The organism is Flexithrix dorotheae DSM 6795 (genome assembly GCF_000379765.1).
Lineage (GTDB): Bacteria > Bacteroidota > Bacteroidia > Cytophagales > Flammeovirgaceae > Flexithrix > Flexithrix dorotheae.
Map to the genome: position 1 here is coordinate 260,850 of NZ_KB903498.1, position 20,525 is coordinate 281,374.

The window sequence follows — 20,525 nt, forward strand, 5'->3', positions numbered from 1 at the left end:
CTTACTTTCTCTTCCAAAGTTTATCCCCCACTATGGTATGCAATACTTTTTCCTTTAGGTTTTTGGCTACAGGAATTACTTTATCTCCAATATGCAAAAGACTTCCTTCTATTTTATCTACTTTATCAATGGCTACGATATGCGATTTGTGTACCCTGATGAAGGATTCTGTTGGTAATTGGTTTTCAATATTTTTCAGGGAAATCAGGGCGATATGTCTTGAGTTTTCCAATGATATTTTCACATAATCCTGCATGGCCTCTATACAGGTAATTTCATCGAAATGAATTTTTACCAGATTGCCATCTTCTTTGATAAAAAAATGATCTTCTTTCTTTTTTACCGCTGATTTGGTTTTCAGTTCCAATAATTCCTTGGCTTTATTCACCGCTTCCAGAAATCTTGGAAAGGGAATGGGTTTCACCAGATAGTCCACCACTTTCAATTCGTAACTTTCTATTGCAAATTCCCTGTAAGCTGTAGTAAAAACAGTAAGTGGTGGGGAATTTAATGAGCGAAGAAATTCCAGTCCTGTAAGCTTGGGCATATTGATATCCAGAAATATAAGGTCAATTTCTTGTGTTTGAAGGACATCGTTGGCAATAAGCGCATTTTCGCACATTCCTGCCAACTTCAGAAAGCTTACATCCTTTATATAATCAGCCAGGCCCATTCTGGCCGGTAACTCATCGTCAACTACCAAACATTTAATTTTCATCCAGATTCAGGTTTAATTTCACTTCAAACTTTCCATTTTCATCTTTAATGGCCAAAGCATGCCGCTTGGGGTAACTCAATTCCAATCTCCTTTTTATATTACTCAAACCCAGGCCTCCTTTCTCGGGAACATAACCCTCCGACTCATACGAATTTTTACAACTGAATTTCAATACCTGATTTTCCACACAAAATTGAATTTTCACATAAAAATCCAGCTTCCCGGAATTCTTTCCGTGTTTAAAAGCATTTTCTACAAATGGAAGAAAAAGCATTGGAGCAACTTCAATAGATTTTAAGAGACTCTCTTCCCCAATTTCCATAGAATAGTCAACCTGCTCTCCATGCCTCACCTGCTCTATTGCGCAATAATTTTTTATGTGTTCAATTTCTTTTTCCAGACTAATTTTAGATTTACCCACATCATAAATCTGATGGCTGAGCAATTCAGAAAGTTTTACCAAGGTTTCCCGTGCAACTTCAGCAGTCCTGGGAATATGCACATAAATACTGTTCAGGGAATTGAATAAAAAATGAGGATTAATCTGACTTTTAAGTAATTTCAATTCTGTTTCCAAATGCTTCTTCTCCAACTCTCTGGCATATTTATCCTTTATCACCTGTTGGATGAGCAAATTGGTACTCATGGTAAACATGATAATCAGCAGAATTTCTGTGAGGATAACCATAAATCCCTGTAGTCCGCCAAACATTGCAGCAGGTTCGGAAATTCCTAAAGAGCTAAACATAAAGCTTAGCAACTGCGAGTTTAAATAACTCACTACCACTATAGAAATCAGCAGGATTACTGTAAAAAGGAAATACCTGGATTTATTCCAGAATTTTGGGATATATACATAAAGATTGAGGTAGCTTAAACTGATGTAAAAAACGAAATTAAGGGTTTGGAAAGACAAATTATGCATCAGATTATTATGCCAGGCCAATTCCCGAACCGAAAAAACCACCCATAAAATCAACCAAAAAATAATATGGTAAAATGGCTTTTTGATTACCCTGCTGTAGTCCTTTTCTGTGTGTAGTTCCATAATGTTTAAATATACCAAGTATTGGAAAATATTTGTTTCTTTTGTTTCAAGAAAAAATATATCCCTGGTTCAAGCGTCCACTTGGACCTTTTCAAAAATTCAGCGAGACGCTGAAAATCATTTCAAAGCACAAGCAAATGCTTGCGCTATCATATTCCTGGACAAAATTAATCTAAGGTGGAAATTTTCCATCCGAGATCAACTTTGCTACTTCTCATTACTTTAGTTAAAAACCTCCCCTGTATCCCCTCCAGAGGGGAAAAACAAGTTTCCCCCTCGTTGAGGGAGCTAGGGGGAGGAAATTAAGATTACAAGTTTTCATACCCTAATTTTTAAAAATGTCCAGTAGGATGTGGCGCTTTTTTATCATTTCAAACCCTACCCTTTCTTATGCTCCATAGAAATAAATAAACCAAGGAAAATACTTCTTAAACCGGCTGGTCTGGTGGCCAATTTCATGGTCCCATCCGGGGAATATTCGTAGTCAAAAATGTTATCCGTGTTCAACACATTATTTACCGAAAAAACGCAAACCGCAAAATGCCCGGCTATAGTGGTCAAATAGGTGAAATCCATGCTTAGGTTATTGTAGTTGGGTGTTTTTTCGCCCATAAATTCTTCTGTATTTGGATTGTCATAAGGTCTTCCTGTGGCAAAGGCATATCGTGTTCCGATGGTTGTTCTTATTCTTGGAATGGAATACCTATACACTACATTTACCGTATGACTGGCAATGAAATTCGGTGTGGCACTTACTGGAAATTCCCTGAATAATCTTTCGGAATCAATAAAAGAATAAGTTACCCAATAATCAGCATTTGGAATACTTTTCTTATCTCTCCAAAAAACATCGATTCCCCTGGCATAACCACTTCCTCCATTATTATAACCAAAATCCATGGTCTCAAGATTGAACTCCCCAAACGGGTCTCCCAATACCAAATGGTCATAACCTTTGTAATACAATTCAGTTCTGAATGTATAAGTATCTTCATCCATCCATTGAAAATTGGCAATGTAATGGGTCGCATTTTCAAAATTTAGATTGGTTTGCCTTCTCAAAAATTCTGGTTCGGGACTTTGGTAAAATTTGCCATAAGCCAACGAGACTTGCGTTTTTTTCCCTGTTTTATAAGCCATGGAAAGCCGGGGAGCAATATTGGCTTCATCAATAACACTGCTTTTCTCCGCTCTTGCGCCTGCCCTTAGTGCCAGCTTTTTCCCCAGCCTGATATTGGACTCCGCAAAGCCAGCCATATAATTCCCTTCAATGGTCGATCGAAACTCATTAAAATAATACAAATCATTTTGATGCTGAATTTCCCCTCCAAATATCAAATCAACACCATTGAACAATTCCCTTTCCGCAGTTAATTTTCCCATCGCCATTCTTTCAGTTGAGGGAAAATAATCCTGGTTTACCCCCATCTTATCTTCATTGAAATTGAAAGATAAACCACTGTAAAGTACCCACTCTTTCCCCACAGGAAATTTCATGGACGCATTGGCATAAAAATTCTGATTGTGATTATAAAACTCTTCCTTTCCTGTGAATTTATCATAAGCTAACCTCAAGCGGGAATTATCATAATTTACAAACAATTTCCCCATACTCCCGTTTTTCCCTTTTTGCTGCATCACCAGGGAAGAACCAAAAGATTCCGGAGGCTTTTTCCAGTCTACTCTTTGTTTATTTATGGCAAAAAATGGTTGCAGATTATTGTACCTGAAATCCCCGGAAATGGCCAAAGTACCTAGATTTCTGTTGTGGGAAATACTTCCGCCAAGCAATGGCATTATTCCTAAATTAGTGGAATTTGTTTCTGGTAAATCCTCACTATCCAATATTAAAACTGAAGACAACGCCTGCCCATACTCAGCAGAATAACCACCAGTGCTAAAAGCAATGCCACTAAATAAAAAGGGAGAAAACCGACCTCTTTGGGGGATGTCTGGAACATCACTAAAAAAGGGTTTATTCACCAACATTCCGTCAATGATCGTTTTAGTTTCCGCAGCCGTTCCTCCTCTCACAAATAATCCCGATTCATTGCCCACTTGCTGAGTCCCGGGTAAACTTTGTAAAGCACCATAAATATCCGCCTGGGCGCCAGGAGTCTGCACCACATCAAGTGGTTTTAAGACTACAGATTTTTTATCGCTGGAAGCTTCAAAAGAGCCTGCCGTAATTTCCACTGCCTGCAATTCATTGGAATTGGGCTGGAGATTTACAGATATTTCAATGGGTTTTCCATCTAAAAGAATCGCTTTTTGAAAATCATTATAGCCCACATAACTGATAACCAGTTTGGCATTTCCTTTTGCCTTTGTAGAAAAATTAAATGTTCCGGATTCATCGGTAATGGCACCATCATAAATATCATCCAAATAAACATTGGCAAAACTTACGGGCTGATTTTTTTCATCAATAACTTTACCCGAAATGGAAGTCTGGGCAAATCCAACCGGGCCAATTAAAGAAAATATAAAAATTAGTAGTTTCATGACACAAGGGAGAAGCTGATCCCACAACAAAATGCTATGGGATTTTTTGGTTGGACCTTAAGCTGATTTAAAAAAAAGGGATATTTAAATCTTAGCCGATAAAGTTTGTAGCTGGTGGTTTTGGGGAAATTCTTTCAATCCCTTATTCAGGAATAATTTAGCTTTATCATACTGTTCCTCCCTGAGGTAAAAACTTACCAGCATATAATATACTTCATCCTTTCCCCAGGTTGGTGCAAGTTCATCATCCATGGCTTTGTTGGGAAGACTCAAGGCTTTCAAAAAATGCTCCTCAGCTACTTTTCCCCCACCATATTCCACTGGTCTGTAGAAATCACTTGTTCCAGCCTGTAAATAGGCTCTCATATTTTTATCATTTTCTTTGATCGCTTTTTTGATTAATCCGCCTGCTTTAGAACTTAAATTCATCGCCTGTGAAGGATTAAAAGAAATATTTATCCCAAGTGCCCTGGCTAATAAGGTATTTTCTTCAGTATTCCTATTTTTTTTGTTTTCAAGCAAATCAATAGCTTCATTCAAGACTGATTGAGCCTTTTCCATGTCCTTTTCAGGAGCATTCATTTGATAGATACTCTGATTAATTTTTGCATGAGCCATCCAATAGGTTGCCCAGGTATTGTCTGCATTTTTTTCAATTTCAGTGATCACATCCTGTAGGGGAGAATCGCTAGCCTGCCCGAAACTAGCTCCAAAAGCCTGGGCAATTTTTCCTTCTATTCCATTTAAAGAAGATTGTGCAAATACAGGAGAAGAGATTACAAGTGTAATTAATATCGACACTAAATGTTTCATGGTGTATTAAGTTTTTTGGGTTTAGATTAAAATTTATATGGTAAGAATAACCGGGAAGGTTTTTTATTAAAAATGAAATAGATAGGCAGACCAAAAAAGTAGATCATTGGAAACATTTGGTAGATTTGGCGTTTTTCAAAAATAGACTTTTATAAAGTGGACAGAATGAAAAAAGAATTAACTATTGTAGAAATTGGGAAATTATGGTTTTGGATTGGTTTGGGGTTGGGCTTGCTGGTACTTTTAAATTCACTTGTGCCGAACTTAAATTCCGTAACAGAAATATCCTTTAAGGAATACACATTTGTTCAAAAACTTCTTTTGATTTTTTGCTTATTCTTTTTAATGGTTGCCAGAGCCTCTAGTGTAATGATTTTCTTTTGGATGATTGGCTTATGGAAAAGGAAATATAAAAGAAGGTATTTAACACTAAATTTTCTAAATCTCTTTGTGGTAAATACCATGATTTATTTAAGTTTAAAATACAATGGCGTGATTGCTTTTATGCAAAGTTGGGAACAAGGATTTCAGGAATTTGATTTCGGATTGAATTTAAACCTGATAAAAGCACTTACAGTTTCTATAGTCCCGTACCTTATTTTCAACAATAATTGGAATAATCTACAGAGAATCTACAATTGTAAAAGATTATATCAATATAATTTACTGGCTTGTTTTTTTGTAGGAATAATTGGTGGTTTGGCACAAACCTTTTATTTCTAATTATCAGAAAGGAGAATTAATATAATATACCGTTAAGGAAATAGGATTCTCCCTATTTTCCTCCCCACCAATCATTAACCTTTCAACAGTAGACTCAAACTCTGGTGAAGGCATAAGCAACAACAGCCCACTTCCATCATAATATTCTTTATCCAGCCGTTGCAGAAGATAATCTGTTAGCCTAAATTCATAATAAGTATTCTCATTAAATTCCCTATCAATATTGGGTACTGAAATTTGTAGATCAGTGGTAGCCGTTGCATTAATAGGATCTGTAAGGTTATTTTTATTGTCACATTCATACATGATTAGCTGTTCAGGTAAATCAAAATATGATGAATAAGAACCTTTTACAGGCTCAATCCGCAAAATGGCATCCATTATATACGCATCAGGTCCAAGAGATTCTATCAGGTTCTCAAAATAGGGCAAATCAAACCTGATTCTCAATCCAGTTCCAGCCTGCAAATATGCTTCATTTGAAGATATAGTAGATGAAAGTCGTTGCTCTCCATTTTTCAGATCGGATAGATAAGTTTGACTTCTGTCTCCTTGTAAGTTAAAATAAGCTTTGGAAATATCTCTCAGTTCGAAATCGTAATAAGTATTATTTAAAATTTCCCCAGGTTCCCTATAATACAATCTCATTTTTATATTAGTCACAATTACTTCCTCTTCATCATCTGATACCCCCTCATTATTGTTTATGGTAAAACCTAAAATTGCTGCGTCATCATTCTCACCCGGAACCAGGGCCAATCCGTGAAAAAAATCAATAAATGCCTCTTCATCGGCAATATTATCATCTCCTTCAATTGCCATATTAAATAACTTCAGCCCCAATTCGTCATTTAATCTAATTTCAAGAGGATCCTCCAATCCGGGTAAGGCTTTAAATATCCTATTCCCTAATTGGTTGGGAAAATACGGTGTTTTGCTAGTATTGTACAAAGAGCTCTCGCCATCCCCAAATTGTATCTCTTCTGATAATTCGAACACGCTAATTTCCTGGGTTTTCGTGGTATCACCAGCAGCATAATTATAATCCAGGATTAAAGCCAGCGAATCGAAAACATCGTCTTCACTAAAATCCGGAGCAGTTTGATTTTGAAATCCTAACTGGAAAAATGAAACAGCTTCTGTAATTCCTAATTTTTCATCTTCAAACCGTCCTACAAGAAGATGGGATTGCTGGGATGTAACCATTGAATCTACCAAAATTGTGGAAGTTTGAATGGTGAGAGAATCTATCGCATAAACTTTTGAGCCGGATGGATTAAGGTCTTCTCCAATTTCAAATTCTTCGTTATTTTCCGACTGGCAAGCCACTATTAAAAACAAGAAGGCCGCTATCACATAATTAAACTTTTTCTCCATTCTTTTTTTGATTTCTCGATCAATTTCCATCAAAATTAGAATGGAGGAGTAGCTCCGGGAATTAATATATACAAGTAGGACAAGTTTCTAGATGAAGTAATCAATTTTGCACCCGGATGTAAATAATTTCAATAGCTGATTTTAGATTAAACCTAATAAACCTCTGACAATCAGAAAATTAACGCTGATACTAAGCTTTTTGGTTTGCTCATTTATCCTTCAGATTTTCCATTAAAAAAGAATGATAGATAAGGTTGTCCCACTTATCTAGATAATAACCGAATTGATCTATTATTTTTTTCTTCCCCTGATTCATAGCCTAGCTTTGACCAAGATAAAATGGTGATTACCAAAAAATATATAAAAGTATTTGCCAAATGGCATCTAAAATTATTGGATAATATGAAGGAAAGGCTAAAAATTTTATTGTTAATAAGTTTATTACTATATAGTTGTTCCTCTGATGAAAGTGAGGACATTATCGGAAACTGGGTAGAAAGATCAGACTTTGAGGGAGTACCCAGAAGTGGGGCAGTTTCATTCACCATCGGAGAAAAAGCCTATTTAGGAACAGGGTATGACGGGGATGACAGACTCAGTGATTTTTGGGAATACGACCCAAATTTAGATTTCTGGAAACGGCTGGCAGATTTCCCTGGCAAAGCCAGAAATTCGGCTGTCGGATTTTCTATTAATGGTAAAGGCTACATCGGTACAGGCTATGACGGAAATAGTGAACTAGCCGATTTTTGGGAGTATGATGCTGCCACCAACACATGGGATTCTATCCCTTCCTTTCCCGGAAGTGCAAGATATGGGGCTGTGGCCTTTAGCATTATGGAAAGAGGATATGTGGGTACTGGCTACGATGGAGACAATGATTTAAAGGATTTTTGGGAATATAATCCGGAAAGTAAATCGTGGGAACAAATTATCAGCCTGGGAGGCTCAAAAAGGGTGGATGCTGTAGCATTTGTGGTAGATGATAAAGCCTATGTCGGTACAGGAAGAAATAATGGGGTTTATGAAACTGATTTTTGGGAGTTCGATCCTGTTTCCAAAAGCTGGACTAAAAAACTCGAATTGGATGAAGAAGACGATTATCAAATTGTAAGAAGTGATGCCATTGCATTTGGGCTAAATGGAAAAGGTTATATTGGAACCGGGACTACAGGTACAAACAGGTTAGATTTCTGGGAATACGATCCAACTTTTGATTATTGGGAGCAAAAGACCGACATAGAAGGAGCTTCAAGATCCGATGCAGTAGGTTTCGTAGTAGGAGGCAGACCCTTTGTGGCCACCGGAAAAAATGGAACATTCAGATTTGATGACATCTGGGAATTCCAGCCCTTTTATGAATTCGATGAAGATGATTAAGATTATTGATTTGACACAGCTAATTTTCATGAATCAAACACCTTTTTTAATGTTTAAAAAAGGTGTTTAAATTCATCAAAAAAAATCTAAAGATTAACATCTACCCTCCACCACTTCAAAATGGAATCGTTTTTTGTAATTTTCTCCAAGCGGTATATATTTATTTAAAATTCTGATTTTATTATTTCTCATGGATTCAATTTTTTGGATAGATATTAAAAAGGATTTGTGTACCCTGATAAACCCTTTCCTGGCTAATATTTCCTCCATGGCTTTTAAGCTTTTTAAAGTCAATATTGGCTTTTCTTTAGTGGTATAAATTTTTAAATAATCTTTATAACCCTCAATATAATAGATTTCCTTAAGGTCAATTTTAATGATATTGTGCTCAGATTTTATCAAAATATAGTCTTCAATGGAAGAATTCTTCTCTTTCCTGTAAAACTGTTCGAGTTGATGAATTTCAAAAATTTTATCAGTTGCCTTTAAAAATCTTTCATAAGAAAATGGTTTTAATAAAAAATCCACCGCATTCAATTCGAAGGCATGTAAGGCAAACTGGCTATAACCAGTAGTAAAAATCACCTTTGGCGGATTATTAAGGGATTTTAAAAAATCAATTTCTCTCAGTTCGGGAATGTTCAGATCCAGAAATAACAAATCTGGTTTTTGGGTTTCCAATAATGCATAGGCTTCATAATAATTTTCAAAACTTCCCAACAAATTGAGATAGGAAGTCCTTTCAATAAAACTTTTGACGGACCTTAAAGCCACAGGATCCTTGTCAATACAAATACAGCTAATCATTTCAATAGTGTTTTGAAAATTTTTGAGGTTGAAAAAGATGATTTATGGCCAGGTAAAGGATTCCTTCCCTTCCATGAGCTATTTAACCATAAATTTGAGGTAGTTCTTCCAGGTTGAAGATTTTCCCGGAAGTTGAATTGAAGTTTTGAAAGGTCCCTTTTCTAAAATAGAATAGGTTTTCTTTTCTAATGCCGTTCCTTTTGTTTTGGTTGCTCCTGTTTTTACAATTCCTCCATCTTCACATAAAATATCTACCTTTTATCATTAAAAATACATTTAGGACTTAAATAAATTTCCAATTTCAGGCTATTAAAATTACATTTAGGACTTAAATTGAAAAACATGGAAAAATATTCTTTAGGAGAATTTGAGGAAATTGTAATGCTAACAGTAGCCATTCTATATGAGAATGCTTATGGCATCACTATTAAAAAAGAAATTGAAGAGCGGCTCAATCGGAAAGTTAGTGTAGGGGCTATGCGTACCGCACTTAGCAGGCTGGAAAAGAAAGGGTATCTTGAATCCGAATTGGGAGAAGCTACGGCCATTCGTGGAGGAAAAAGGAAACGATATTTTAAGGTGACAGTGTATGGAAAAAGAGCACTCGACTATGTAAAATCTACACGCAAACAACTTTGGGATGCCATTCCTCCAATCGCTTTCGACTTCAAACACCAGTATTAGGCTTTAGTAAACTATGGAAAAACAAAAACCTGATATTTCGCCCCCAAATTTGCCTCTTAAATTTCTGAGATGGTTTTGCTCCCCCGATCTACTGGAAGATGTAGAAGGAGATCTATTCGAATTGTTCGAAGAACGGGCTTCCGAAAATCCAGCCAAAGCCCGGAAACTATTCTTCCTGGATGTCATTCAATTATTCCGGCCTGGTATCATTAAAAACTTTTCATTTTTTCAAATCAGATTCACTATGTTTCAAAATCATATTATTACCGCCTTCCGACATGCTTTAAAATATAAAGGTTATACCGCTATTAATTTACTGGGCCTGATTGTAGGACTGGCTTCCAGTATCCTGATTTTCAGTTGGGTGGAAGATGAGGTTTCCATGAATTCCGGCCATGAAAATGAAGTTTATCAAATCAGAAGAAATATGTATCAGGCCAGTGGTGAAATCCAGACTACAGGGGCTATTCCCCAGCCACTTGCTGCTGTCTTGGAAAAAGAATATCCGGAAATTGATCACGTGACCCTACTCAGCTGGGGGATGGAAACCCTTTTCAGAATGGATAAGGAGACTTCTTATGAAAGTGGAATGTATGCTTCTCAGGATTTTTTTAAAGTTTTTACATTTCGGTTTTTAGCCGGAAATCCCTCAACTGCTTTAGAAGACAAGTATTCCATTGTGTTGTCAAAAAGTATGGCGGAACGATTTTTTGGTGGAACTAAGGAGGCTTTGGGAAAAGCCCTGCTTGTGGATGAAAGACAAGAGTTTATAGTAAGTGGAGTAGTGGAAGATGAAAACACCCACAGTTCTATAACCTTCGACTGGATAATTCCCGCTGATGAATTTATCGCAAGAAATGACTGGGTGGAAAGTTGGTATAATGGTGGATTTGCCATGTATTTCAGCCTGAAAAATGGTACAAGTATAGTTCCAGTAAATGAAAGAATAGAGCAGGAAATAAATATCCACACGAACAATGCTGCTGATGAAAGGTTATTTACCCAACCCCTTAAGGAAATCTATCTCTACTCGGAATTTAAAAATGGGGTATCAGTTGGTGGAAGGATTCAGTATGTTCGGATACTAACCGGAATAGCCATTTTCCTTCTGCTTATGGCTTCCATTAATTTCATGAACCTAGCTACAGCCAGATCGAGTAGAAGGGCTAAAGAAGTTGGCATCAGAAAAGTACTTGGTGCACAGAAAAGTCTGATCAGTCAGCAGTTTTTTGTAGAATCCTTCCTACTTTCATTTATTTCAGTGGCAATTGCTTTATTATTAGTATTCCTGATCCTGCCCTATTTCAACCAGTTGACAGGCAAAGCAATTTCCATTTCCCTGGCAGACCCCAGAATACTTTTATACATTTTGGGAACTACAGTGGTGGTTGGCTTTCTTTCAGGAAGTTACCCAGCAATTTTACTTCCTTCTTTTGGCATTGTTCCGTCCCTTAAAGGGATGATTAAAGGCACAAAATTTAATCATTCTTTTAGAAACAGCCTGGTAGTTTTTCAATTTATTATGGCCATACTCCTGATTATTGGAACCTTTGTAGTGATGAATCAGATTGACTATATCCTGAACAAAAATTTAGGGCTAGACAAAGAAAACCTGATCTATTTTGATATTTCTGATGAAATAAGAGGCAAAGAGGAAGCATTAAAAAATGAATTAAATGCAATTTCTCAGGTGAAAAATGTATCCTTTACCTCTGGTAACCCACTGAGATACGGACGATCTACCAGCACGGCTGTGTGGGATGGAAAAAACCCGGATGATGTAGTAGAAATTAACGTTTTGCTCACAGATCCACAGTTTTTTAAAACCATGGGCATGGAACTTTTGGAGGGCAGGGGATTTTCAGAGGAACTGGCTTCTGATTCGAATGCATTTGTAATCAATGAAGTCGCTGCCAGATTAATTGGTTATGAAAACCCAATTGACCAGCGTTTGGGACTTTGGGGAATAGAAGGTAGCATAATTGGTGTAGTGAAGAATTTCCATATGAATAGCCTCTATGATCCTATAGAACCGGTGATTATCTGTAATATGCCGGGAAATACCAGTATGGCCTTTGTTCGGGTATTTGGAGATATACCTACAGCTTTAACAGAGGTAGAAAAAGTGACTAAAAAATTAAGTCCCTCCTACCCCTTCCGATACGAATTTCTGGATCAGGATTATGCAGCATCCTATCAAAATGAAATGATAGTCGGCAAATTAGTGCGCATTTTTGCGGTAATTTCCATTTTTATTTCCTGTTTAGGTTTATTTGGTCTTTCCTCCTTCACCGCAGACCAACGTTCAAAGGAAATTGGTATTAGGAAAATCAATGGAGCAAATTCCTGGGGTTTGGTCTATTTGCTTTCAAAAAATTACACTAAGCTTATCATTATTGCCTTTTTTATGGCTGTTCCGCTTTCCTATTATTTAGCTTCTAAATGGCTGGAGAACTTTGCTTTCCATTTCAATATGAACGTTTCCATTTTCATATTGGCGGGAATCGTTGCCTTTCTCATAGGGGCATTAACCGTAAGTTTTAAGTCTTTTCAGGCAGCTTCAGTCAATCCGATAAAAACCTTAAAAGATGAATAACTTCAAAACCAACTGACCTTTTCAAACTCTTTTAATGGTATCCGTTAGTCATTTAATCTAATCGGACAAATCAATTTTAAAAAAAAATCTTTTTGTTACCTGTAATAATTTCTGATATGGGCCACTGAACAAGAAAATTATTTGATGGAAAAATTCATCGCTGAGTATGCCCGTATATACAGATTTCTATACCCACTTATTTTCCTGTTTTTTACATTGGGAATTTTTAGTATAGAAATAAATAAACCCAGTTTAGGGGAAAAATTAATTCAGCGTATCATGGAAAATCCGGAAACCTTGTTGGTGGGAGGTTTGCCCATACTTTGGATAAGTGCTGCAGTCATTATTCTGGGAGCCACCTCCTATTTTAGCGGTATACTCTACAAATTTGATTTGAAAATTATATACGGTCCTGTTTTAAATAAAATTGATGAACTTATTTCCGACATGGAAGAACTCCGGCACTAACCCTGTTTTTGATTTCTCCAAATCAGAAAAAATAAGCAATTTTTAAATTTATTTTAATTTTATGAACAAATCGATGGAAAGTAGGTTAAAATAATATTACTTTATACCTATAATTAACTTCTCTAACCCGCCCATTAACACTTATTGAGCCTTAAACTCTCAATTTGCGCTACATTTTTGCGCTTTTTTCAGCGAAAAACTCATAATTAATTAAAAATTCATGCAAAAGGATGCATGTTTATTCTTTTTTTTGTTTATTTGTTTCAACAAACTTCAAAAAACAGGATGGGATGCCAAAATCTCCTGAACTTTTCAGGAGAATTCTTAAAAACCCAATTCCTAAAAACCCTTATTCCTTAACTAGCGTGAGACACAAATTAACAAAGTAAACCCATGGCATCGTTAGAAAATGAATATATGATTTGGCTAATGCTCAAAAGAGGACAGCCCGAATCTATTGATTTAATGGTAACCACCTATTATGGCGATCTTTACTATTATGGGCTGAAATTATCACAAGATAATGCCCTTGTGGAGGATTGCATCCAGGAGGTTTTGGTGAACATGTGGGAAAAGAGATCAACACTGGAGGAAATATTTAGCCTTAAACCCTACCTTATTAAATCTCTGAAAAGAAGATTGATCAGGAAACTGTCCAACCAACAAAGGGAAATAGACCAAAATAAAGAAATTAGTACACAAACACCTTTGTTTTCCTTTTCTAAAGAGGATACCATCATTACCCAACAGGATAGTGAACTCAAAAGACGCCAGCTTTTGGCGGCCCTTTCCAAATTATCAAACCGGCAACGGGAAATTATTTATCTCAAATTTTATGGAGAACTCGATTATGAAGAAATTGTAGAGGTTATGGCTCTGAAAAGACAGTCGGTTCACAATCTCTTGCAGGAAGCAATTAAGTCTTTAAGGAATAACTTCTTTGAAATAAATAATATCGTAAACCTGAAAAACTGGCAAAAAGCCGTATAATAACAAAAATAATTACGCTGATAATCAGGCAGTTACAATTTCTTCAAAAAAAACTTCAGAAAAACCCAGTAAGCAAAGCAAATTTTTGTATCCCGTGTGTGAAAAATCAAAAAGTAGTTTAGGTAAAATGGAATTCAAGAATTATACAATAGAGGATTTTGTTTGTGATGAGTCTTTCAATAATTATGTATTTCATTCCAATAAGGCACATTTTGAATTTTGGGAGGAGTGGATAAGCAACAATCCGTACAGAAAGAATGAAGTTGAAAAAGCTACTCAAATTATTTTACAGTTATACCCAAGAAAAAAGGAGGTCATCCCTGAGGATCATTTATTGGATGTAAGTGCAAATATTCACAAGATGATTTCCAAAAAAAATAGAGGATACCATGTAGATAAAGCTGAAAATATTAAAACTTTCTGGACATCCTTTAAAAGTAATGGACGTAAATATGCGGCTTCTCTTTCTATTTTGTGCCTGGTTTCAATAGGGATAATGTTCTATATCTCCCAAAAAGGTAACCAAAATACCGAAAAAAAGGAGATAGTTTCAACCGAAGAACGCACAGTACCCAGGGGGCAAAAACTTACCCTCAACCTCAGTGATGGATCTGTGGTTAAATTAAATTCGGAAAGTAGTATCAGGTTTCCTCATAATTTTTCCAGAACGGAAAGAATCGTTTATCTGGAAGGCGAAGCATTTTTTGACATTGCCAGAGATACCAACCGACCATTTATTATTCAGACAGGAAATGTAAAAACTACTGTTTTAGGAACTTCATTCAATATAAATTCATACAACCTTAACAACGTGCAGGTGGCTGTAAACTCGGGAAAAGTTAAGGTAGAAAACATGGATATTCCTACACAGCAGGAGTTTTTAAATGCCAAAGAATTATTGATTGTGAGGGATGGGGATTTCACCAGGAGTACCATAAACGAGGAGAAGGAAAATAAATATTTTGGTTGGAAAGAAGGAGTGCTGTATTTCAACAAATCCAGCCTTGCAGAACTGAAGGATAAAATTGAGCGCTGGTATGATGTAAAGGTAATTGTTGAAAATGAAGAGTTTATGCCGGGAAATTTTACCGGACAATACAAAAATAAAAATTTATATGTGGTGATGGAAGGGATTAGTTTTTCTTCCAATTTCACATTTAACCTTAAAAATAAACAACTGATTATTACTGGTAAACCATAAAATAAAAGCTTATGAAGAGAACAAATACAACTTAAGATTACCCACTGATAATTTTTACTGAACAAAGATCATAAAAAAGTAAATGCCGGCAATTTGTGGAAGGAGAGCCGACATTCACGAGATGTTATGGCTTTGTCGAATTTTTTATTCACCCAAAACCATATAAATGTATGAAATGGATATTAATACGACAAATTTTTATTATGTCAAGATTCTTATTTTACGGAATTTTCATTCAATGCATGCTCGCATCGGTGCTTTTGGCAGGAGATGGTGTAGCACAAAAAACCAGCATTGAAGACATTTATCTCTCTTTGGATTTAAATGATATCACCCTAAAAGAAGCCTTTGAGGTAATTGGTGATAAAACCAATTTTGATTTTGCATTTAATGATGCACGAGTAAATGAAAATGTTAAAATTAGCGTATCAGCCACAAATAAATCGCTTGCAGATGTTTTAAGAAGTATTTCTAAAAACAAAAAACTGCGATTTAAACGTGTGGATGAAGTAATACACGTCAACCGAAAACAAAAGAGGCTTTTTGGTGCTTTTGGAGTAGAAGAGGTAATCATCCAGCAAACTCAGGTTAGTGGGGTGGTAACTACTGCAGAAGAGGGAGAGCCACTACCAGGGGTAAGTGTAATTGTGGAAGGTACATCACAGGGAACTGTTACTGATATTGATGGAAAATATACTATTGAAGTGCCAAGCAATGCCAGTATTCAATTCTCTTACATTGGTTACCTGTCTCAAACAATAGAAGTTGGAAACCAAAGCCAAATCAATGTAGCGCTTGAAGCAGATGTACAACAACTGGAAGAAGTGGTAGTAACTGCTTTTGGTCTGGAGCAAGAAAAGAAAGCGCTGGGTTATTCCGTAACTCAGGTTGGTGGTGAAGAATTTACTGAATCCAGAACAATCAACCTGGGTAGTGCACTTTCAGGTAAAGTGGCTGGTGTAAATGTATCTCCTCCTGCTTCTGGTGCTGCTGGTTCAACAAGGGTAGTGATTAGAGGTGGATCTTCTCTAAGTGGTAACGATCAACCATTATACGTAATCAACGGTGTACCAATGGACAATTCAAACCTGGGTTCTGCCGGAATGTGGGGTGGTAATGACAACGGAGACGGTCTTTCTTCCATTAACCCGGATGATATAGAAAGCATCTCTGTATTGAAAGGAGCAACAGCTTCTGCTTTATATGGATCAAGAGCTTCTAATGGTGTAATTTTGATTACTACCAAAGGAGGAAAAGCCGGTAACATGCAGGTTACTTTTAACTCTAACTTTACTGTTGACAGAGTTAACGATCTAACAGATTGGCAAACTGAGTATGGACATGGTATCCAGGGAACAAAACCAACCACACAGGAAAGTGCTTTAGCCAATGGACAAAATTCATGGGGTGCAAGATTAGATGGCACGAATGTAATTCAGTTTGATGGGGTAGAAAGACCTTATTCCAACGTAGGAGAAGGAATAAATGATTTCTATAGAACAGGTCATACCTGGACCAATACTTTAAGTTTTTCAGGTGGTAATGAACTGATGAATTACAGGGTATCTGCATCAGATTTGAGTAATGAAGATATTGTACCAAATTCAGGATTTGACAGAAGAATGTTGAATGCTAACCTTGGTGGAAAATTTGGAAAATTAGAACTGAAAGTTACCGCTCAGTACTCTAAAGAAAATGCTCAAAACAGACCGAGATTATCAGATTCTCCGGGTAATGCCAATGCTACTGTAATGATGAAATCTCCTGCAATTTCATTTGAAACCTTGAAAGGAACCACAGATAAACTGGGAGCAAAAGAAGACGGATTTGAATTAAGACACCAGGGAAATACATTTGCCCAAAACCCCTACTGGGCGGCCTACCAGTACGAAAGACTGGATGAAAAGGACAGGATAATGGGAAATGTACAATTGAAGTATAACATTACTGATTGGTTATATATTCAAGGTCGTGTGGGAACAGATGTTATTTCCGTGGATTTTAGAAATGTTGCCGAACCTTATGGTACTGCTTACAGACCATTAGGACAAATCTATGAAGTTTCGAGAAAAATCAGGGAAGATAATGCTGATGTATTTGTTGGCTTTAATAAAGAATTTGGAACTTTTGGTGTAGATGTATTATTGGGAGGAAACAGGATGAGGAGATCGAATGAAAATTATCAGGTAGGTGGTGTTAACCTTGTCATTCCATTTTTTCACTCTGTAAATAATGTGAACCCTGACAACAGAAACTACACTTATGGCTTCAGTGAATATGGAATAAACTCCGTTTTTGGTTCAGCCAATTTCTCATATAACGGATATTTATTCTTAAATGTAACAGGTAGACAAGATAATTTTTCAACTCTGTCGAAGGAAAATAATTCCATTTTTTATCCTTCAGTTGGCTTAAGTTACGTGCTGTCTGATATGGTTTCATTACCATCAGCATTCTCTTTTGCAAAACTGAGAGCTTCATGGGCTCAAGTGGGAGGTGGTACACCAGATCCATATATTTTAAATCTAACTTATGGTTTAAATCCTAATAGCCTTGCGGGTGCTACAAGAGGTAGTATTTCAAATGGTTCTATTCCTAATAGCTCACTACAGCCATACCTGACTACTGAATACGAAATTGGAGCAGATTTGAGATTCTTCAACAATCGATTGGGTGTAGATGTGGCCTATTATGATAGGACAACAAGAGACGATATTTTAAGTGCTACAATTTCAAGATCTTCTGGTTTTGGAAGCACCTTAATTAACGTTGGTGAATTGAATAATAAAGGTGTAGAATTACTGGTACGTGGAACACCTGTTCAAACTAATGATGTTACATGGGAAATTTCATTCAACATGGCAAATAATATCAGTGAAGCCGTTAACTTGGGTACTGATGCCGCTGGTGAACCTATCGAAACATTAAATTTGGATCAGGCTCGTACGCTACAAGAAAGAATCAGACATGATGTTGGCCAGCCTTTAGGCTTAATCGCAGGTTACAGACATCAAACTATCAACGGTCAAAAAGTATATGATGAAAATGGCTATCCTGTAAGAGGAGATTTTGAAGTTTTGGCTGAAGGTAGACACCCATTCAGTGCTGGTCTTAGCAACTCATTTAAGTACAAAAATTTCAATCTTGATTTCTTGATTGATATGCGAAGTGGGGGTTCAATCTACACCGGAACAAATGTACTGGCTTATGCCTTTGGTATGCATAAAGAGACCTTACCTGGTAGGGAAACTGGCTTAACTGTAAGTGGAGTAGACACAGAAGGAGCACCTCTTACTGTAGATATTCCAGCAGAAAATGTAGCAGCTTACTATGGTAGATATAATGACATTACTGAATATTTCGTGTACAATGCATCATTCGGAAAATTAAGACAATTATCTATCGGTTATACCCTTCCGAATTCTGTATTAGCCAATACTCCAATTAAATCTGCCAACATTTCGATTGTAGGAAGGAATTTATTATTGCTTTGGTCTAATGTTCCTAATGTTGATCCTGAATCTGCTTATACTGCAAGTTCTGGTTCTCAAGGGTTGGAATATTTTGCACTTCCTCCTGTAAGAAATTTTGGTTTCAATTTATCTATGTCATTTTAAATAAAGAAATATATATAGAAATATGAAAAATAAATTATTAATTATGGTATTGGCAGTAGTAATGTTGCCATTTGCCTCATGCGATAATGAAGAACTGTTGGATTTAAATGATAATCCAAACGCTTCTACAGAATTAGATTTCGATTTTATATTGGCTCAGGTGCAAGGTGACATGACCACGAATGGATATGTGCAATCCCGGGGAAATATAATATATAGCTCCACTATGGTACAACAGTTTGCCAGTACCGCTGGATTTGTCTCAGGTGATAAATATTTCTGGAATGAGCAGTACACCAGTGCAACTTTTGAAAGTTACTATCCCAGTATAATCAAAAATGCTACACACATTGTAGATAATACTAAAGGTACTGAGGAGGTAAATACTTATGCCATGGCACTAGTGGTAAGAACTTATGCTTTGCATAGAATCACCGACCTTTATGGTGATGTACCTTACTCAGAAGCGGGTAGAGGTTTGGAAAGCCAGGAATTCTGGTTTCCAAAGTATGACGCTCAACAGGATATTTACACCATGATTGTGAGCGATTTGAAAGAAGCTAGAGAAACACTAAGTGCCTCAGCACCAAACCCTGGGACTCAGGATATTTATTACGGTGGAGACATTGAACAGTGGAAACGCTTTATCAATTCTTTATTAGTAAGAGTGGGAATGAGAATGTCCAAAGTAGATGCCGGATTGGCTCAAAGTGTAGTAGAAGAAGCTGCTAACCATCCATCTGGTACTTTCCTTTCTAATGAGGATAATACCATGGTAATCCATAACGCAGCCGCCAGAAATGGAAATTCTGATGTAATTATTTCTGATAACTACAAAGCTGCTAATGCAAGAATAAGCAAAACTTTTATCGACTGGATGAAAAATTCAAATGATCCAAGACTAATGATCGTGTCTGGTGGTGTTGGAGATCCTGATGGCTCACCAGATGATTGGAAGACCGACCCGGCTGATCAGGCTGGAATGCCAAATGGGTATGATTCTGAGACAATAAAAGATGCTGCTGTAGAAGATGGGTTAATTTCAAGCCCTGATGATTATGTGGATAATAATATCTTCTCTTTCATCAACCCAAAATTGTATGATTTTGAAGATCCAATGTTCCTACATACTTATGCTGAGGTAGAATTGCTTCTGGCTGAAGCTTTATTAAAAGGATGGAATGTTCCTGGTGATGCAGGTGAGCATTTTGAAAATGGTGTGGCCGCAGCAATCGACAAATGGGTAGCCTATGATGAAAGCTTTGCACAGGATGCAGGTACCGTGAGTGCCTATATCGATGGTTTGGGCTTTGATGCTGCCAGTACTGCTGATAAGGAAAGATTGATTGGCGAACAATACTGGTCGGCTACTTTCCTTGATAATAGCTTTGAAAGTTATGCCAACTGGAGAAGAACAGGATATCCTGTATTAACTCCTACAAACTATCCTGGAAATGAAACCGGAGGAACTATTCCAAGAAGATTGAGATATCCTGCTTTTGAAGTAAGTGAAAACCCTGATAATTATGCCACAGCTGTTGGAAATCTTGGTGGTGATAATTTCACTAACAGAATGTGGTGGGATGTTGAATAAATTA

15 protein-coding genes are annotated in these 20,525 nt (G+C 36.7%); 9 read left to right on the plus strand and 6 right to left on the minus strand.

Annotation, left to right across the window (positions count from 1 at the left end):
* Position 1: 1 nt before the first annotated feature.
* The 4 genes from A3EM_RS0136850 to A3EM_RS0136870 all read right to left on the minus strand — a co-directional run bounded on the left by A3EM_RS0136850 (position 2) and on the right by A3EM_RS0136870 (position 5,084).
* Positions 2-718, minus strand: coding sequence for a LytR/AlgR family response regulator transcription factor (locus A3EM_RS0136850; RefSeq protein WP_020533267.1), 717 nt, complete (start codon positions 716-718; stop codon positions 2-4).
* Positions 708-1,766 (minus strand): sensor histidine kinase, encoded by a 1,059-nt coding sequence (locus A3EM_RS0136855; protein ID WP_026210817.1) that lies wholly within the window; start codon positions 1,764-1,766, stop codon positions 708-710. Before A3EM_RS0136855 ends, A3EM_RS0136850 begins: the two co-directional genes overlap by 11 nt.
* A 378-nt stretch (positions 1,767-2,144) precedes the next feature.
* Positions 2,145-4,271, minus strand: coding sequence for a TonB-dependent receptor (locus A3EM_RS0136865; protein ID WP_020533270.1), 2,127 nt, complete (start codon positions 4,269-4,271; stop codon positions 2,145-2,147).
* An 84-nt stretch (positions 4,272-4,355) separates the two neighbouring features.
* Positions 4,356-5,084 (minus strand): tetratricopeptide repeat protein, encoded by a 729-nt coding sequence (locus A3EM_RS0136870; RefSeq protein ID WP_020533271.1) that lies wholly within the window; start codon positions 5,082-5,084, stop codon positions 4,356-4,358.
* Positions 5,085-5,249: 165 nt separating this feature from the next.
* Between A3EM_RS0136870 and A3EM_RS0136875 the strand changes: the two genes are divergently transcribed.
* A complete protein-coding gene (locus A3EM_RS0136875; protein WP_020533272.1) occupies positions 5,250-5,807 on the plus strand; it encodes a hypothetical protein in 558 nt (185 codons plus the stop codon).
* A 3-nt stretch (positions 5,808-5,810) separates the two neighbouring features.
* On the opposite strand, the gene A3EM_RS0136880 is transcribed toward A3EM_RS0136875, so the two are convergent.
* Positions 5,811-7,184 (minus strand): DUF4270 family protein, encoded by a 1,374-nt coding sequence (locus A3EM_RS0136880; protein ID WP_157638264.1) that lies wholly within the window; start codon positions 7,182-7,184, stop codon positions 5,811-5,813.
* 339 nt (positions 7,185-7,523) lie between these two features.
* Here A3EM_RS0136880 and A3EM_RS0136890 point away from each other — a divergent pair, with 339 nt between their 5' ends.
* Positions 7,524-8,564: a Kelch repeat-containing protein gene (locus tag A3EM_RS0136890; RefSeq protein ID WP_020533275.1), complete on the plus strand. Its 1,041-nt coding sequence runs from the start codon at positions 7,524-7,526 to the stop codon at positions 8,562-8,564.
* 93 nt (positions 8,565-8,657) lie between these two features.
* On the opposite strand, the gene A3EM_RS0136895 is transcribed toward A3EM_RS0136890, so the two are convergent.
* Positions 8,658-9,371 (minus strand): LytR/AlgR family response regulator transcription factor, encoded by a 714-nt coding sequence (locus tag A3EM_RS0136895; protein ID WP_020533276.1) that lies wholly within the window; start codon positions 9,369-9,371, stop codon positions 8,658-8,660.
* Between the two features lie 342 nt (positions 9,372-9,713).
* Between A3EM_RS0136895 and A3EM_RS0136910 the strand changes: the two genes are divergently transcribed.
* The 7 genes from A3EM_RS0136910 to A3EM_RS0136940 all read left to right on the plus strand — a co-directional run bounded on the left by A3EM_RS0136910 (position 9,714) and on the right by A3EM_RS0136940 (position 20,521).
* On the plus strand, positions 9,714-10,055 hold the full coding sequence (locus A3EM_RS0136910; protein ID WP_020533279.1) for a PadR family transcriptional regulator: 342 nt from the start codon (positions 9,714-9,716) through the stop codon (positions 10,053-10,055).
* A gap of 13 nt (positions 10,056-10,068) precedes the next feature.
* Entirely contained in the window at positions 10,069-12,651 is a 2,583-nt protein-coding gene (locus A3EM_RS0136915) for an ABC transporter permease (protein WP_020533280.1), read from the plus strand.
* A gap of 144 nt (positions 12,652-12,795) precedes the next feature.
* On the plus strand, positions 12,796-13,119 hold the full coding sequence (locus A3EM_RS44825) for a hypothetical protein (RefSeq protein WP_020533281.1): 324 nt from the start codon (positions 12,796-12,798) through the stop codon (positions 13,117-13,119).
* Positions 13,120-13,512: 393 nt separating this feature from the next.
* Positions 13,513-14,109: an RNA polymerase sigma factor gene (locus A3EM_RS0136925; RefSeq protein WP_157638265.1), complete on the plus strand. Its 597-nt coding sequence runs from the start codon at positions 13,513-13,515 to the stop codon at positions 14,107-14,109.
* A 127-nt stretch (positions 14,110-14,236) separates the two neighbouring features.
* Positions 14,237-15,310, plus strand: coding sequence for a FecR family protein (locus tag A3EM_RS46685; protein WP_157638266.1), 1,074 nt, complete (start codon positions 14,237-14,239; stop codon positions 15,308-15,310).
* A gap of 203 nt (positions 15,311-15,513) precedes the next feature.
* On the plus strand, positions 15,514-18,927 hold the full coding sequence (locus tag A3EM_RS0136935) for a SusC/RagA family TonB-linked outer membrane protein (protein ID WP_157638267.1): 3,414 nt from the start codon (positions 15,514-15,516) through the stop codon (positions 18,925-18,927).
* Between the two features lie 22 nt (positions 18,928-18,949).
* Positions 18,950-20,521 carry a SusD/RagB family nutrient-binding outer membrane lipoprotein gene (locus A3EM_RS0136940; RefSeq protein ID WP_020533286.1) on the plus strand — a complete coding sequence of 524 codons (1,572 nt, stop codon included), beginning with the start codon at positions 18,950-18,952 and terminating at the stop codon, positions 20,519-20,521.
* Positions 20,522-20,525: the final 4 nt, after the last annotated feature.